14 protein-coding genes are annotated in these 17,425 nt (G+C 34.9%); 8 read left to right on the plus strand and 6 right to left on the minus strand.

Going from position 1 to position 17,425, the window contains the following annotated elements:
* Positions 1-8: 8 nt before the first annotated feature.
* Both M2265_RS25265 and M2265_RS25270 read right to left on the minus strand, forming a co-directional pair.
* Entirely contained in the window at positions 9-2,969 is a 2,961-nt protein-coding gene (locus M2265_RS25265) for a SusC/RagA family TonB-linked outer membrane protein (protein WP_132772998.1), read from the minus strand.
* Positions 2,970-3,383: 414 nt separating this feature from the next.
* Positions 3,384-3,782 carry a DUF2809 domain-containing protein gene (locus M2265_RS25270; protein WP_132772996.1) on the minus strand — a complete coding sequence of 133 codons (399 nt, stop codon included), beginning with the start codon at positions 3,780-3,782 and terminating at the stop codon, positions 3,384-3,386.
* Positions 3,783-3,989: 207 nt separating this feature from the next.
* Here M2265_RS25270 and M2265_RS25275 point away from each other — a divergent pair, with 207 nt between their 5' ends.
* From M2265_RS25275 to M2265_RS25285, 3 genes are all read left to right on the plus strand, one after another.
* Complete coding sequence (locus M2265_RS25275; protein WP_132772994.1) at positions 3,990-4,562, plus strand: Crp/Fnr family transcriptional regulator; 573 nt, start codon at positions 3,990-3,992, stop codon at positions 4,560-4,562.
* 71 nt (positions 4,563-4,633) lie between these two features.
* Complete coding sequence (locus M2265_RS25280; RefSeq protein ID WP_132772993.1) at positions 4,634-5,455, plus strand: alpha/beta hydrolase; 822 nt, start codon at positions 4,634-4,636, stop codon at positions 5,453-5,455.
* Complete coding sequence (locus M2265_RS25285; protein WP_132772991.1) at positions 5,442-6,323, plus strand: DMT family transporter; 882 nt, start codon at positions 5,442-5,444, stop codon at positions 6,321-6,323. The genes M2265_RS25280 and M2265_RS25285 overlap by 14 nt, the downstream gene beginning before the upstream one ends.
* Positions 6,324-6,391: 68 nt before the next feature.
* On the opposite strand, the gene M2265_RS25290 is transcribed toward M2265_RS25285, so the two are convergent.
* Positions 6,392-6,868, minus strand: a complete 477-nt coding sequence (locus M2265_RS25290; RefSeq protein WP_132772990.1) for a hypothetical protein — start codon at positions 6,866-6,868, stop codon at positions 6,392-6,394.
* A gap of 164 nt (positions 6,869-7,032) precedes the next feature.
* Here M2265_RS25290 and M2265_RS25295 point away from each other — a divergent pair, with 164 nt between their 5' ends.
* The 4 genes from M2265_RS25295 (at position 7,033) to M2265_RS25310 (ending at position 11,864) form a co-directional block, all read left to right on the plus strand.
* Positions 7,033-9,009 (plus strand): ATP-binding protein, encoded by a 1,977-nt coding sequence (locus M2265_RS25295; RefSeq protein WP_132772988.1) that lies wholly within the window; start codon positions 7,033-7,035, stop codon positions 9,007-9,009.
* Positions 9,002-9,634, plus strand: coding sequence for a response regulator (locus tag M2265_RS25300; protein ID WP_132772987.1), 633 nt, complete (start codon positions 9,002-9,004; stop codon positions 9,632-9,634). Before M2265_RS25295 ends, M2265_RS25300 begins: the two co-directional genes overlap by 8 nt.
* A gap of 162 nt (positions 9,635-9,796) precedes the next feature.
* Positions 9,797-10,753 (plus strand): hypothetical protein, encoded by a 957-nt coding sequence (locus tag M2265_RS25305; RefSeq protein ID WP_132772985.1) that lies wholly within the window; start codon positions 9,797-9,799, stop codon positions 10,751-10,753.
* A 94-nt stretch (positions 10,754-10,847) separates the two neighbouring features.
* Positions 10,848-11,864, plus strand: coding sequence for a hypothetical protein (locus tag M2265_RS25310; protein WP_132772984.1), 1,017 nt, complete (start codon positions 10,848-10,850; stop codon positions 11,862-11,864).
* 74 nt (positions 11,865-11,938) lie between these two features.
* On the opposite strand, the gene M2265_RS25315 is transcribed toward M2265_RS25310, so the two are convergent.
* Positions 11,939-14,503 (minus strand): SEL1-like repeat protein, encoded by a 2,565-nt coding sequence (locus M2265_RS25315; RefSeq protein WP_132772982.1) that lies wholly within the window; start codon positions 14,501-14,503, stop codon positions 11,939-11,941.
* A 710-nt stretch (positions 14,504-15,213) separates the two neighbouring features.
* On the opposite strand from M2265_RS25315, the gene M2265_RS25320 reads away from it, so the two are divergent.
* Positions 15,214-15,399, plus strand: coding sequence for a hypothetical protein (locus M2265_RS25320; protein WP_132772981.1), 186 nt, complete (start codon positions 15,214-15,216; stop codon positions 15,397-15,399).
* 346 nt (positions 15,400-15,745) lie between these two features.
* Here M2265_RS25320 and M2265_RS25325 read toward each other — a convergent pair whose 3' ends face one another.
* Positions 15,746-16,672, minus strand: coding sequence for a helix-turn-helix domain-containing protein (locus M2265_RS25325; RefSeq protein WP_132772979.1), 927 nt, complete (start codon positions 16,670-16,672; stop codon positions 15,746-15,748).
* A 77-nt stretch (positions 16,673-16,749) separates the two neighbouring features.
* A complete protein-coding gene (locus M2265_RS25330; protein WP_132772978.1) occupies positions 16,750-17,109 on the minus strand; it encodes a hypothetical protein in 360 nt (119 codons plus the stop codon).
* Positions 17,110-17,425: the final 316 nt, after the last annotated feature.

Raw genomic sequence — 17,425 nt, forward strand, 5'->3', positions numbered from 1 at the left:
TCTTATTTTTAAAAATTTACTTGTAAACCCATCATAAAAGTTCGTGTTTTTGGATAGACATTTCTTTCTTCAAAACCAGGTTCAAGTCCATTGATGTTTACTTCGGGATCTAACCCGGTATAATTTGTGAATACAAATAGATCTCTAGCGGTAGCATAAATACGTAGTGATTTTATAGGTTTGATCAGATTTGCATTGAAAGAGTAACCGATATTAAGTGCGTCGACTTTTAAGAATGTTCCTTTTTCAAGCCAGTAATCACTCAATTCTTTTTCACCTTTGATATTTTTGTGTTTATCGTAGGCTTCTGCCAGGACATTCTGGCCTTTCACATTTGGTAAGCTATAGTACATATTGATCATGTTAAAGACATCATGGCCAATCCAGCTGCGCATATAGATACTTGCATCCCAGTTTTTATAAGTGAACTGGTTGTTCCATGATAATTGCAGCTTAGGGATGGCATTTCCAACGAAGGCTTTATCACCAACCGTTTTACTACGTTCCCGAACATCAAATGTATTTCCATCTTTATCGTATAATTGCCAATAACCATCATCTGTAAAGCCTGCAAATTTCCATAGATAAAACCGACCGATTTCTTCTCCGGGGAATAGTCTTACTGCAGATCCTGGAGAACCTGGTGCCGGAAAATCTTTTCGATCAGTAAATGTTTGGCTGCCCCAAAGTGTATTGAGCGTGCTTTTATTATGAGAAGCAATAATACCAGTGCTATAAGTAAAGTTCTCATTAGAGACTGCTTTGAAATTTAATTCAAATTCGTAACCTGTATTTTGCATGCTTCCAACATTCATCGTTGTTTTGTCATGAATTGCCGGTGGCTGGGAGACGCTGATATCATAAATAAGATCATCTATTTTACGTTTATAGAAGTCAATTCTTCCGTTCAGTTTATTTTCTAGAATTGAAAAATCTAAACCCAGATTATACTCTTTTTTTACTTCCCACTTGATGTCAGGGTTTTGATTGTGCATGACTCCATATGTCCTGAACCAATTTCCACCTTGTAAGAACCAGGTATCAGCACTGTACATGCGACTTGCTACTTTAGCATCAAAACCTTCATTTCCGGTTTCACCATATCCTGCCCGTAATTTTAAATCGTTGATTAAAGTAACATCTTTTAAAAATGGCTCTTGAGATACGCGCCATCCTGCAGACAGACCAGGAAAGAAACCCCATCTATTCTTTGGAGCAAACTTACTTGAGCCTTCATAACGTGCTGTCGCAGTAAGAATATACCGATCCAAATAAGAATAATTGACACGTCCAAAAAAAGCTGCTAATTTTACCCAAGGATTGCGCCATGAACCCATACCTGCTCTTCCTTCGACTAAATAACTTCCTGTTCCCATATCATTTTCTTTAATGCCATCTACAGGGAAATCTGAGTTATTGGCTGAAAATCCTTGCCCATTAAAATCTTGATAACTGTAACCTGCTACTGCGTTGACAGTATGGTTATCCCATCGATTGTTGTAATTAAATGTCCATTCAAATACTCTGTCATTATATTTATTATAATATTGTGAGGCGTTTCCATCTACACCATCCTGTCTTGATAATCGATGTTGGGCAGATCGATAATATGAACCATGCTCTGAATTGTTTTTTACTCCAATTGTTGCACTAGTGGTTAAATGTTCTGTTAAATTAAGTTTTAATGTACTATTGGCTAAGAGATATTTAAATTGTTTTAAATCTGACCGAAGTTTGACTTCAGCAACAGGATTCCAATAATCATATCCACCCACAAGTACATTAAATCCGCTAACATCATTTACATCATAAGGAGTTTCTGTTGGATTGAGTACCATTGCCATATTGAAAATATCATTATTGCTTCCAAAAGCTTTTGCTTCATTGTAGCTAACATTGGTGTTTAATTCAGCAAACCCGTCAAAAAATTTAAAGGAAGAATTGATACGTCCACCGATTTCTTCCCTTTTAGAGGTAATGGCCATACCGGTAGCATCTCGTTTTGTAAAAGTAGTGTATACATTGGCGTTTTCAGATCCACCACTGATGTTGACCACTTGTCTATGGCTAAATGGATTGTTATTTGTCACTTCATCATACCAATCTGTTTTGTGTCCAAGGTCATTACCAAGGCCATATTCGATAAATTTATCAGCAGAAAGGACTTCTGGTTTTTTTCGGACTGTTTCGAGGAAATATTCTGACGTAAAATTAACTTGTGCTTTTCCGATTTGTGGTCTTTTTGTTGTAATTAGAATAACTCCTCCGGAAGCTCTGGTTCCATATATTGCAGCGGCTGAAGCGTCTCGAAGTACGTTAATTGATTCAATGTCTTCTTTAGCAACCGAGTTGATATCACCTCCCGGTACACCATCAATCACAACTAAAGGACCTTGTGATGCATTTACTGAATTAACGCCTCGAAGTTGTAAGGAAATTCCGGCATTGGGATCAGTCCCATTGGTCGAGATAATACTTAGTCCTGGAACTTTTCCCTGTATCGAAAGTAAGGGCGAGACTGCACCTGCGATCATGTCTTTTTGTTTGATAGTAGATACAGCACTTGTGAGCTCTTTTTTATCGATTGTTCCATAACCGACTACAACAGCTTCCTCTAGGCTTTGTGCTACCGATATCAGCTGAATCTTTAGGTTGCTTTCGCCATTGTACCGAACTTCTTGTGTTGTAAATCCAATCATCTTGATTGAGATCACGTCATTTTTTTTGACATTATTCAATTTGAAAGATCCATTCTGGTCCGAGGCGGTACTGTTAGAAGTACCTTTTACATGAACAGTGGCTCCTGCCAAAGGATTGCCTGATTCATCAGTGATACTACCGTTAAGCACTGCCTGTACTTCATTACTGTAGTTGGTCATGGGCGATGCATGAGATGTAATCGCGTAGAAATTGGTACTAAACAGTAATAATTTGGTAGCTACTTTAAAATTGTTAATTTTAAATTTCATAAGCTAAAAGGTTTGTAAGAGATATTTAGGGTTATTATTAGTGATTATAATATGTTGGATCGATCAGAAGTTGATGTAATGCGGCATCGCAATAATAATAGCTTATTAAGCACATAATAATTATCATACTTGGTTTGGTTATAGACATTAAATTGAGAAATTTTTAAACCTTAAACCTTATGTTGAGACATTTTGATATTATTCTGAGACAATTTGATGATTAATTTTCTTTTTATGAAAATTAATTAGTGATATTGGAAAGGAGTGGAGCGTTCATCATTAACAGTTGAAGTATTGGAGAACAAGTAGCTACAATCGAATGTTTATTGTTGAAGTTTTTTTTCAAAAACCGTTTTTTAACAGATGATATTAATAGTTGAGGTGTTAGGCAACTGTGATTGTGCAATTCTTTGATTAAATTTTCCTTGAGGTATCCATTTTGAAAAATCTATTTTTATCCAATAGATAGGCAATACCGGTACCCGCGATATAACCGAATAGATCTGACCAGAGAAAACCTTGCCCAAAAACAAGACGAAGAACTGGGTTGTTTCTGATATAAATAAAGAAGGGAGTTTGTATTAATTGCATGCATTCTATCGAAAAGCAGAAAACTAGAGTGAGTATAATTGAAAATAGGAGTGGACGCGTAAAAAATAGAAAACGAAAGATCCAATATACCATTATAGCGTATAACACGTCGCCTGTTATTGCAGGAACAAAATCAATTCTTCTAGAAACCAAACCAAGTATTATTGTGATAGCTACTAAACCAACGTAGGTTGTTCTTTTATTTTTACTGTTTTTTATCATGTATTAGCAACATTTCAAAATTTCATAAAACACTTTTAAAATATATTCTTTTAAAGCTGATGTTTTATAAATAGCGATCTAGCGAAAATAACTAAATATTTCGGGAAGCTGGTGGTAATTTATGCCAAGTGATTATTAATGCATACAGAATATAGTCTAATATTAATTTTTCATTACCTAATTTAGCGGATTGTAATTCAACTCGACATGGATGATTTTTTGAAACAGATAAATGCCTATTATTCACTATCTGAAGAAACAGCAGATGCTCTGAAGGCAATCTGCAAAATACACTCTTTTAAAAAGAATGATTTAATTTTAAGAGCGGGAGATATGGCACGTTATTATTATTATGTTCGTAAAGGATTGCTGGGTTACTATACTATTAATGAGAGTGGTAATACAATTTTCAAACTTTTCTTTGAAGAGAATAGCTTTGTGGCTTCCACAGCCGCAATTATTGAACATAAGCCAAGTTTATTCCACATCATAGCGCTTGAAGATTGTGAAGTAATTATGTATCCTGCTCAAGTTTTTCGTGAATTGCTGATCAAATATCACGATCTTGCATTGTTTCATATTCATTATTTAGAGAAAAATTGGGTTGTAAAAAAAGAGCCTTTGGAAATCGACCTGAAATGGGATACAGCAAAAATACGTTATATCAAGCTTTATGAAAATCAGAAATTGTTTAAAAGACTTAAGCAACATCATATTGCCTCCTATCTTGGCATTACGCCAACACAACTCAGTCGAATACGAAAAGAATTAAATTTTTAATCCTTCAACATATGTAAACGTTTTTCATCTTTTGAAACTTGACTTTTGTCTTGAATTAAAACAATAAGAAGATGAAAAAAATTGCAATGATGTGCTTTATTTTTACATTAATACTTCCTGTTTTTGGACAACACATAGTCCATGAACATGTTTATAGTGCGAAAATGAACAAGAAAATTCCAGTGGTCATTATCACACCTCATATAATAGCGGGGAAAAGCTATAAATCTGTTTATATTTTGCACGGTTATAGTGGCAATTCCGAAAGAACTCATCAGCAAGATATTCCAGATCTTTTCGCAAAGTCGGAACTTTACCAAACTATTTATGTTTTACCTGATGCTAATTTTAACAGCTGGTATGTCGATAGTCCAATCGACATAGGATCACAATATCAAACTTTTATAGGAGATGAATTAGTAAACTATGTAGATGCACATTATCCAGTCTTTGCTCATAGAGAAAGTAGAGGGATTCTCGGTTGGAGTATGGGAGGGTATGGCGCTATAAATATTGGTGTTACTTATTCAAAATCATTCTCATTAGTAGGCAGTTCATGTGGAGCATTGGATTTTACTCGATTTGGAGAAGCTTATCATGAATACCAAGTTGATCAAGTATTAGGTCAATACGAACAGTTAGATCGAGCATTTCTGACATCTAGTAAGATCGCAAAAATGCAAACTGCAGATCAGTTTTATATTTTGGACTGCGGTATTCAAGACGAGCAGATGATCGGAATGAATCGTGACTTTCATAATCAGCTGATAAAGGCTAATGTAGATCATATTTACCAGGAATCAAATGGTCGTCACGATACCGCTTACTGGAGCAGATCGCTTTCCAATCAATTGGCTTTATTTAATAACTACTTTTACTATGAAAAACTTTAAAGCAGTTATTTATGTACTTGCAGGCGCCATTAGCTACGGATTATTGGCAACTATCGTTAAATATGCGAATGGTTTGGGTATAGGGACAAGTGCCCTAACATTTTGGCAATTTTTTATTGGATTTATATTTCTATTATTCCTCGACCTGATCTGGAAAAAAAGAAGAGGGGAGAAGAAGGTTATTGTATCTTTCAGATCAAAGTCAAGATTGGTATTTTGGGGAACATCACTTGGACTTACAACCACGTTGTACTACTTGTCGATTCAGTATGTTCCTGTTTCTGTAGGAATTATTCTTCTCATGCAGTCTATCTGGATTAGCCTCATTGTGGAGATTGTTGTTCATAAAAAACGACCGACTATAGCTAAAATAATCGGTGTGATCATTGTTTTAATTGGAACAGTGCTTGCAACAAATATTTTTGATACCGAATTTAATCTCAGCGTAAAAGGTCTTCTATTGGGTTTAGGAGCAGGAGCCTCATACACTTTGTCGCTCTTTGCATCAAGTTCTGTTGCTTTAGATGTACCCAGTCATATACGCAGTAAGTATCTTGTCTTTGGTGGATTAATCTTAGTTGTTTTATTCTGGAATATTCATATTGTCGAACAAATGAGCTTCGTGAGTTTATATTGGGGAATTGTGATTGCGATCTTTGGAACTATTCTACCACCACTTCTTTTCACCAAAGGTATTCCGCAAGTTGGAATTTCGCTAGGTAATATTTTTGCCAGCTTGGAGATTCCTGTATCGATACTGTCGGCAGTAATCTTATTAAATGAGTCGGTTCAGACAATACAGTGGGGTGGAATTATATTGATTCTGTTTGCTATTGTAATAATTAATAAACAAGAAAAGCCCCGATAGAGGCTTTTCTTGTTATATCACAAGATTCAAAATAAAATCTATTGTAATATTATAAAACGGTAAGACGTTTAGAACGAATATTGTTTCGTTAAGTTCGCACCATCTCCTGTAAGTGTAGGATTTTCAGTAACTTTAACCTTACCATCTACTTCTATTTTATAGTCTACAGATAAAGGTGCGCCATAATTGATTATTTGTACACCGCCTGAAAATGCGCGAATCGGTTCTGTCGTTTCAATAACGTATGTTTTAGTAGCACCAGCGAAATCAGTATCGCCTAATCCAATAGCCGATTCACCCGTTCTAACTTTACCGTTCACTTTCCAAACATCTGTTTTGCCTCCGGGATTTCCTCCTGCCACAGCAATCGAAACAAAATCCTGATCGGCGTTTACGTTGTTAAGGGTTACTGTGATTTTATAGTTACTTCCCTTTTGTTCTGGTATTGTATTATCATCATCTTTGCTACAACTTACAGTAAGCATGCTAAATGTCAGTGCTGACAAAATCCCTAAAAGTGCTATTTTCACATTTACTTTTTTCATAACTACAATTTTTATTTATTTTGTGTTAGCAAATTTCCATAGATTGGGTTATTTGAACAATCATCTTAAACCATGATTTAATTTCTAATGGTTTACCATGATTTTATAGCAAATAAAAGATCAGCTCTTTTTATGCAGATATTTGTCATTTAATTACAAAGCCCATGTTAAAGCGATACTTTTTATCAATCATATTTTCGATTTTTATTTTTGCATATTATGCGAGAGCACAACAGCTCATCCCGTTGGATGAAGAGGCTTATGTAAGGCAAATTAATGATCAGATTAATGGTGGTAACAGCGATAGTACACGTCTTTACAACTATTTACTGCTTTCAGAATATTGGGCGCCAACAGACGCTTTAAAAAGCAAGCAGGCATTGGACGCAGTAGTGCGCGCTAAGAATAAAAATATTTTAAGCTCCGGCCTTTTAAATTATTATCAGGCAGTATATGAAGCAAATCAAGGTGATAAAACTAAGGCTAAAGAATTGTACAATGATGCGATCACTAGACTTGAAAAAGAATTAAAGAATCAGGATGCCTTGATCAAATCTTGGTATAACTATGCATACATGCAAGTGGAGGACAAAGGATATGATTTTTTGGTCAAGACTTTGACGGAGAAATGCATACCCTTAAGTGAAAAAATTGGAAATACCGAGCTTTTAGCTTATTGCTATACCCAATTAGGCCTAACTTTTATGTCTGTTGGACAGCTTAATACTGCTGAAGAATATCACAAGAAGGCCTTGGAGCAGCTTCTTAATTTACCTGAACAAAATACTGTTCATCTTATCACTTACCTCAATCTTGTTAGTAACTACTGTTATAAACCCGATAGCAAAACCGCAAAAATTTATCTGGACAAGGCAACAGCAGTTATTAAAAAATATCCCAAAACGCAACATGCGGCTAATTATTATTATCAAGTAGGAATGTATCATACAACAAAACAGGAATTTACTCCGGCATTGGAAAATCTAAGTAAGGGCATTGTATTGGCAAAAATAAAAAAGCAAGGAAAGATGTTGCAGATGTTAAACTTTAGGATGTATAATGTTTATCTGATGCAAAAAGATTATGCGAAAGCTAAAGCATTAATGGAGGGGATTTTAGATGAAGATATTTTGACAAAAGAAGGTATTAATCGTAAGATAATAATTACCCAATTGGCTACGGTTAATGAATTAATGGGCGACTATAAACAAGCTTATCAATGGTTAAAAAAGTCAAGCGCATTAAGCGATAGTCTGCAACAGAAAAAATTACTGGAGAAAATGAACGCTTTGGAAATCTCACATCAAACTTCAGTAAAGCAACAAACCATAAATCGTTTAGAACAGGAAAAAAAGCAAAATGAACTCTTAGCTAGAAATAAGAATTTGCGTACTATACTATTGGGCATTGCGCTTGGTTTAAGTTTGGTTATTGCATTCTTAGCCTATCTCAATTATACGAAGCAAAGAAAATTGAATGAACAAATCAGCTTGAGCCATCAGCAACAGTTGTTACGTATTGAGAACAAAAGAAAATATGAAGCAACACAAGCTCTTTTACAAGGAGAAGAGCAGGAGCGTCAGCGTATTGCCCAGGATCTACATGATAGTATGGGAGGAATGCTGGCCAACATCAGGATGTCTATCTCAAAGGATGGGATAGGGAATATTAATGAAACAAATGATATCGTTCAAAAGCTAGATCAATCTATTTCAGAAATGCGTCGTATTTCTAGAAATTTGATGCCTGAAACCTTAAAGAATCTAGGTCTTGAAACTGCATTATCAGAACTTTGCGAATCCATGAGTTACAAAAATTTACGCATTCAATTCGAAGCTTTTGATCTATCTGAAAATATTCCTTTTGAGACGCAGCTGGCTCTTTATCGCATTACCCAAGAAAGTATAAGCAATGTCATCAAATATGCGCAAGCGAATAACGTAATTGTTCAGATCAGTCAGAATGACAATCTTTTGAATCTTACCATTGAAGACGATGGAGTTGGATTTGATAAAAATCAAATTACAAAAGGATTAGGATTAAAGAACATTGAAAACCGTGTACAATTGATTAATGGAACAGTAGATATTACTTCTGCAAAGGGAGAAGGTACTACAATAAATGTCGAATGTTATGTTTAGTAAAAATACGTTAAATCTGGCAATAGTTGATGATCACCCCATGATTGTGGAGGGACTAAGATCTTTACTTCAAAATGAACATAAATTCCAAGTGTTTTCATTTACAAAAGGTGCCGCTATATTGGATTTTATTCAGGAAAATACGGTCGATATTGTTTTACTGGATATTATTTTAAGTGATGGTAATGGATTGGACTTTTGTAAAAATATTAAACAAAAATCACCACATTCCATTGTACTTGGTATCAGCAATCAGGCTGAGCGCAGTATTATTTTCCGGTTTTTAGAAAATGGTGGTAATGGTTATATCTTAAAAAATGCTGATTCAGAAGAAATCGTTGCGTGCATCGAAAAAGCATTGGGCGGTGAGATTGCTTTAAGTAAAGAAGTACAGCAGATTATGTTAAGGCCTTCGCTCAATACTTTCGAAATACCACGACTGACAAAGAGAGAACAGCAGATTTTAAAATCTGTAGCTGAAGGACTTACGTCAGCAGAAATAGCTGAGAAGTTATTCATTTCCATCATTACTGTAGAAACTCACCGCAGAAATCTACTGAAAAAATTTCAGGCAAAAAATATGATCGAATTAGTAAGGGTTGCTACAGAGAATAAATTGATCTAATCTAAATTATTTCGACAATTTCTTATCCTTAACTCATTTCATCTAACCAAACGACAACTATATTTAGCCTGTAAAAAGTACTATCAATATATGCATGATCTTATATTTTTTTTTAACTTTGACAATACAACTAATCAATTTTAGTAAACATAAATACCATTGATGATGAGTCGCATATATCCTAGTCGCCTTTTAGCTATATTTTCAATTATATTTCTATTTGTTTCTTGTAAAAAATCAGATGTCAAACAGGAGCTCTTAAGTAATGGTCTATCCATTATCGCGACTGATGGCCACGTTGCAATTAGTGGCTATCGATCCTTTGTTGGTGAAGTTAGTACAGTCTATTGGTTAGATGGTCTAAAGATAGATGCGACTACATTTATTAAAAATATTCCGAATGGAACTTTTTATCGTAAAGCTATTGATGATAAATCAAGAATAAATTTTGAATATAAAAATAAGTCAGGAGCAAAGGAATCCTATCAGATGGACCAAGGTAGCTTCCTGTTAGATACCGTTATGTATTATTATAAGAACAATGTGAAGGTAAAGATGAATAGTGATAGTGTGGGGGTCCTACGGACTATGACAATGTATAATGATAAACCATTGTTTGCAGGTATGTATGGAAAGGTTTCTGGAAATTTCGGAGGAAGCTCATTAGCTATAGGTAAACCTTTTTATTGGAATGGTGTATCTGCGCCAGAAGAATTACCGTTGCCGAGCAAAGGAGTATTTAAAGAAGTAACGACAATTTTTCAAGGTAGTGCAAATACAGTTTATATAGGTGGTAATTGTGGTTTTCCGGTCTATTGGAAAAATAAAGAACTTGTTGTATTGGATGAACGTTATGGTGAAGTTCTGCAGATTACACAATCGAACAATGATATCTATGCTGTTGGATTAATTAATAAACATCAATCAAACAGTACTGGTCATACTGCTTGTTATTGGAAAAACGGCGTTCTTCACGAATTAGAAGATAATGCTCAAGCTTCAGGAATTTTTATTAACGGTGAAGATGTTTATGTAACAGGCTCAACAGGAGACGTTCCTGTAAATTATAAGCCATGTTATTGGAAAAATGGTGTTCGTGTTGATCTGCCTACATCATAATTTTAACCTTACATTTTTTTTCTCTTTGGATTTGCTGTTATTAAATTTGAATATCTAAAAATAAGTGTAATTTAGGTATTAAAATTATAACCCAATGCAATATTCAATACATTCTATTTTATTGCTTCTTTCTCTTTCAAGTACATGTCTATTGGCGCAGACTAAAGAAGAGCTTAAGAAAAAATATGAAAACAGTGATCTTCACAAGGAAACGGAGAAAAAAATGAGAAATTCTAGAGCCTATCCCGATAGTGTGATTCTAGCACCTCTCCATTTTACAAACTCTTTCGTTACTTTAGATAGCGCTGTAAATGACTTTCAATCTTTCAGTATCGATGTAGAAATATTGAATGACATTCCTGATGATTATGCGTTTTATATTTCACCTTTCAACATCAGCTTAAATGGTATGCCTATATATGGGGGCATCCAAACCCATTCTGATGGTTTTAGTGTGAAAGATAACTCCTATCAGCAAATAGGCCGAGGCGGGATCTTTTCACGTTGGTATGAACGAAGTAAGGAAGCTACTCGCTCCAAAGGATATTACAATAGTAGTGATGGCGAAGGTGATTTCATCAGTGTTCGAAATAAACTTAATTGGAATAAAGGAAAATATCGCCTGAAACTTTCAAAAGCTGATTACGTTCCAGGAAAAGCAATTCCAGAACAATATAATCCAAAAGATCTATATTTCGCATGGGGCGATATCGAACATACGTGGGTGACCTACACGGTTGAAAATTTGGAAACTAAGAAAGTTGATACCATAGGTTCCATGGCTTTTCCTGGCAAGAAGTTAGTGATGGGCAAAAGTATCATATACTTTACAGAGCAGTATCATAAAGCGTTTGATTTTGCTAGCCAAGATCGTAAACTTGGAAAGGGTTATCTCCGATATAAAGATATCCCGGTCATTGATATGACTTTAAGTAATTTGAGGATAAATGATAAAGAGTTTATTCCAAAGGAAATAAAAACTCATCATAATAGAACACATCATCCGGATCAGGATCAGATTGCAATGCCAATGCCGGTTCTGTCGACAGATAGCTATAATCCAACAACTGGAGTATTGACTTATCGGATCGGCGAGTTGGTGAAGTGGTAAATAATCAGTAAATAGTGATGTCTACAAGGCCATGGAATGTTCTGGTCTTATAGACATTACTATTTATGGCTCTATTACTTTTTAAATAGATTTTTAAAAAATGAACCTAATGTGTCTTTTCGCTGTTTTTCAAGGCCTAAGACTTTTAGATCTATCTCGATGTTATTTTCTTCTGCATACGCATACCATTTTGCAAATTGAGCTTCATTAGCATATTCTGAAGCAGGTCTATAATAATATAATAATTGGTTTACAGCATGATGGTAAACACCTATCTGCATTGCTTTTTCGTAATAGCTGATTGCTTTTTTTAGATTTATTTTTAATCCACCGAGGCCAAGTTCATACATAATCGCATAGTAAATAGGTGAAAACTCTTCATCGTAATCCTTTTTTAATAGCGGTAGAACCTTTTTATAATCTTCTTTTGTAAAATAGATATCGGCTATTTTATCCGAATTGAAATAATATAATTTCTGCGCTTTTAGATAATAATCTAAGGCCTTGTCTTCATCTTTTTCTACCCATTGGCCGTGGTAATAAAGATCTCCCAAATTAGCCCATCCTAATCCATTGCCCAATTCTCCAGCTTTAGTGTATGCATTTACTGCTTTATCGATATCTTTCTTACAGCCCAGGCCATTTTGATAGTGATATCCCAAATTGTTCCAGGCATTCTTTTCGCCTAATTTTGCAGCCTTTTCATATAATTCGAGACCTAAAGCTAGGTTGGCATGAACTTGATCTTCGGTATCGGTATAAATCATGGCCAATTCGGTCATCATTTGAGGATGTTTTCGCTGCACACCTATTTTTAAAACTTCAATTGCCTCTTCTATTTTGTTGTTTTTTAAAAGATCAAGACCTAAGTCGTACAAGCTTTGATTATCGAAATAGTGAAAGTAATTTGCGCCTGTTTGAGATTTCCAACCGGTGTAATATTTTAAGAAAAAAGCTAAGTCTTTACCCCTTAAATTCTCTTTTCGGTTATAGCATTTACCCATCTCCTCAGGTGTAATTTTTCTGATTTTCATCAGTTTGTCAAGACAAAACAATTCTTCTTTCTGATAGAGGAAAAGCTCATCGTTATGATGGTCAATTACTTCTGAAACATACTCGTAAATTGGACTTAATTGATTGGTCTGTCCATCCCAATATTGCATTCCCTCTTGTAAGTGCACTCTTAAAAAGTGTTTTTCAAGCTGTTCGATTTTAAGATATGAAGCATTGGGCTCAAGTAACCAACGGTTGTTAAAGGCATCAAAAATTCCATTACCAATTTCGGTATATAATATGTAGATATCTTTAAAGAAGTTTGCCAGATAATCAATTTCAATTTTTTGAATATTAACATCATCTTTTAGATAATTTTGATTTATTGGATTATAAATAAACCATTTCTTAGTCTTGCGGTAAACAAAAGTCTGGTAGTTCGACAGTGTGATTACCTGATCTATTTCTGTATCTAGAATTTCTCCGTCAGATTTGACAACTTCAATTTTCTTGTGAAATTTGTTTGCTTTTACATAGAAAAAGTTATGGGGCAGTACATGTAATACATCTTTGATATAATCGCCAATATGGACCCCTCTATTATTAAAATACTTACGCTTTGAATTTCCTGCAATTTTTATAAAGAAAAGTTCACTCCCGTCAAAATCAAAAGGAGTTTCACTATCTTGATTGATGACGTTTTCATTTTTATGATTGATTAACGTGTATGTTCTACCTGTTTTTGCATTAAAATAATTCCCATATAGATGTGTTAACTCCTCATAAATAGGTGGAATAAGCAATTGATGATCTACCATATTTATAAGCCCAACCTTAGCATCAGAAGTTATACAACCAACTAGATGCTTAAATTCGTAATCGTAATCTGAAACTAGTCCGTAATAAATTTCAAAAACATGAGATGCATCATCATAAGTTGGTGGAACTATTTCAGTTCCTTTTGTGTCTAGGTAACCAAATTTGTTGTTTTTTTGAATAACTGCAATTCCATCCTCAAATTCAGATATTTCATCATAGTAGGCAGGAGTAATGATATTACCTTTTATATCTTTTAATCCTTTTACATCATTTTCTATAAATACTTCAGCATAATCGTATTTATAAACATCTTCATTCCAATATCCTAATCCGTAGTTTATCCAATCTGTTTTCAGAGCCTCAAGAAAATTTTGATAACCTGATGCTTTCAATATACTATCGAGCGGTTTTAAGCTTTGAGATTTTGTTGCCTTTAGGTAACTTTTATTTTTTTGTTGGATTTCAGTAACCCAATCTTTGGCTTGTTCTGATTTTCTCTCCTCATTCATATTGAAGACATCCGTACCATCGATCAAGAACGTATCATAGGGTAAATTTTCTAACAAATCAAATAGCTGATTGACGGGCTCGTAATACGCCTTTTTATAGTGCAATTGGTATTCATCGGCCAATAGCGTGTAGAATTGCCTTAATAACACAATTCCCGCTTCTCGGTTTGCATATAATAGTTTTCCTTTTGCCCTGATTTGAGAAGCAAAAAGAGGTAATAAAAGAGGTGGTATTTCGTAGTTCCATTCTCCCAAATAACAGGGATAGCTTTCACCAGATTGGGAGTCGATATTATAGATGTAAATGCGATGTGCCATTTTTATAATTGTATTAAGATCCTGATCAAAGATAAAAAGATTAGTTTCTTAAAACATTCGCTGAAATTGGGGATTTTTAGAATAATGTTGATGTTAAAAACATATTTACAAGATAAAGGGATAAATTATATTTTCCTCTATTCCTTTTCACCGACATTACGTCATAACTGCACAGATTTACCTACCCATTTCCACCATTCACCGAGTTTTTAGTGGGTTTAGTCTAATTGCCATAGGGTAGGTACGATTTACACCCTACTTTTGAATCAACAAACAAATAGAACTGCAAAGCAGGCATCAAGGTTTGAATTGGTGGATGTGGGGCTGATGCAACTTAATAACAATATAACATAAAAACATTATGAACCATCATGAGTATATTGGTAATTAGTTGTAGAATTTATACTCATGATAGCTTTATCACCTTTAAATAACAAATTAACTAGATGAAAAACTTTAGCAAAAACATTTGCAGCAGCAGCGTTGATCGCACTATCTACATTCACGATGGCAGCAGGCAAACCAGTAGGAGATAACTCTAAAAAAGCAGTGGTCAATCTATCCACAGCAGATCTAGCCATTGATCATTACGTCGAAGTTATGACCGAAGGACAGTCGGCAGAGTAGAGCAGTTGTTCACTTCAGGTTTTAATCAGAAAGTACATGCATCAGAAGATAGAACCAATAGCCGTTCAGAAGTTATTTCATTTTTGAAAAAACAAAAAGGCGAGGAGTTGAACTGTAAAACAAGCACTGCAATCATTGAGCAATCCAGTGACTATAGGATCGCAAAAATAACCCAACAATTCGAAGGATTTACCAAGACCGATTTAATCACCTTGGTTAATGATGGTGGCAACTGGAAAGTATCCCAATCGATCAACTCGTATAAGTAAGTTAAGTTTAATTCATATGTTTAGTAAAAGCCACGTCGCAAGATGTGGCTTTGCTTTTTTCTGATATATCTGTAAATATTGAGCCAAGTTGTGATAGCCGACAACAAAAGACTATAACGTATAATAATCGGATAATATTTTTAGTTTTTATCAGATTTGCTTTATGTAATTCATTATTTAAGCAAATCCTAAAATTATGAAAAATCACGTTCAACACGTTTTTATTGATCGATGACAGATGAAGGATTCAAACGGTTATTTGGATAAAGAATTCAAAAAAGCAGTTTGACTTGTTTTCAACGTATCTTTCCTTATCCTTCTACAACAATACGCTTCTATCCTAAGATCAATTCAAGGACTGTCGATAATCTAATGGGGTAATGCTTGTTTTTTTCTTAAAAAGCTTATTTAAGGACTGGGGAAATTCGAATCCCAGCTGATAGGCAATTTCCGCTACGGTAAGTTCAGTAGAACCTAAAAGTTCCTTGGCCTTTTCAATTGCCTTATCCTGTATGTGATGACTCGCACTTCTACCTGTAGATGCACGCAGAAGATCGCTCAGATAATTTGGAGTGGTATTGAGTTGCTCTGCAAAATAATGTACTGTAGGCAATCCATTTAATATTGATTCCCCATTGTCAACATAACTATTGAGCAAAGTTTCGAAACTGGAAATGATATCAGTGGTTACATGTTTTCTAGTGATAAACTGGCGGTTATAGAATCTGTTGCAGTAATTGAGCAACAGCTCCAGATTTGATACCAGCAAATCCTGTGTAAAGTGATCAATTGGGGTTGAGCTCTCATTCTGCATATTTTTCAGCATAGAGATGATTGTTAATTCTTCAGCGTCCGACATGTGGAGGGCTTCATTGGTTGCATAAGAAAAGAAACCATATTCCTTTATACGTTTGGCAAGTGGATATTGAGCAAAAAAATCTGAGTGCACTACTAAAAGATATCCTTCCAGCTTCTGGGGTGCGGAATTGTCAACGCTTATGATCTGGCCTGGACCGATACAGCTTAACACCCCGGCATCAAAATCATAGTAGTTCTGCCCATATCTTACTTTTGCCTCGTAGTTTTTTTTAAGTCCTATGATGTAAAAGTTATAGGAAAAAGATAGTGACTCTTCCACGGTCGGGCTGTCTGTTACGATCTCTTCCAGGTTAATGATGCTGATTAATGGGTGTTTTGGTCCTTTAATCCCCAAGGAAGCGTGCAAAGCAGAAATTGTACTTACTTTTTCAGGAATCCGGTTATTCTTTTTCATTTGACAATTTTGTTGGAGTGTTTTTTCCAGGGGCTATATAAATTTAAGCAGATATTATGAGAATAGCAAGCATATCACTATAACTCCATAGCTAAAGTATAGTGGACTAGTTTACCAAAGCTTTTCAATACTTCCAAAACATCGCTGTCTACTTGACCAAGAACGATCACTTCCTCAGAGTAAGTTACTGTGGCCCATTCCTTTGCAAGGTCGGGCGATACCGTAGAAAAATGCATCCGCATTCCTGCATTGCCTGCCACAGTCTGGAATATGATAAATGTATTTTCATCAAGCCTGCCAAACTCTAGCGCCAGGATGTGGGGTTCATTTTTGCTGACAAATTGCAGTTGCTTTTCAAGCAACGGGATTATGTTTGCTTCCTGGCCAGTCTTAATCTTTAGCTTGTTTATAATTTTTATTACAGCTTGTTTTTCCATTATTTATATTATTTAATTTATTTAAGGGGACTTATGAAGTTTCTTTCAATTCTAATATACCAATGAGACGATCTTTAATTCTATCACAAATGTTCCTTGATGCGTTCCATAGTTAAAAACACAATCCCATGTTTTTCTGCGCGTGCTTCATATAGCTGAATTCCATGTACAAGATTATTTCAAAATTACTGCTTTGACTTTGTGCACCTGTATCCAAACCAATGTTATATGTATCCAAATTGGTTATCATTAGAGTTTCGTAACGAAGAATTTAGACTGTTTTCTTGACAGATGTAATTGGGATACTTTATTCAGA

The organism is Sphingobacterium kitahiroshimense (genome assembly GCF_025961315.1).
Classification (GTDB): domain Bacteria; phylum Bacteroidota; class Bacteroidia; order Sphingobacteriales; family Sphingobacteriaceae; genus Sphingobacterium; species Sphingobacterium anhuiense.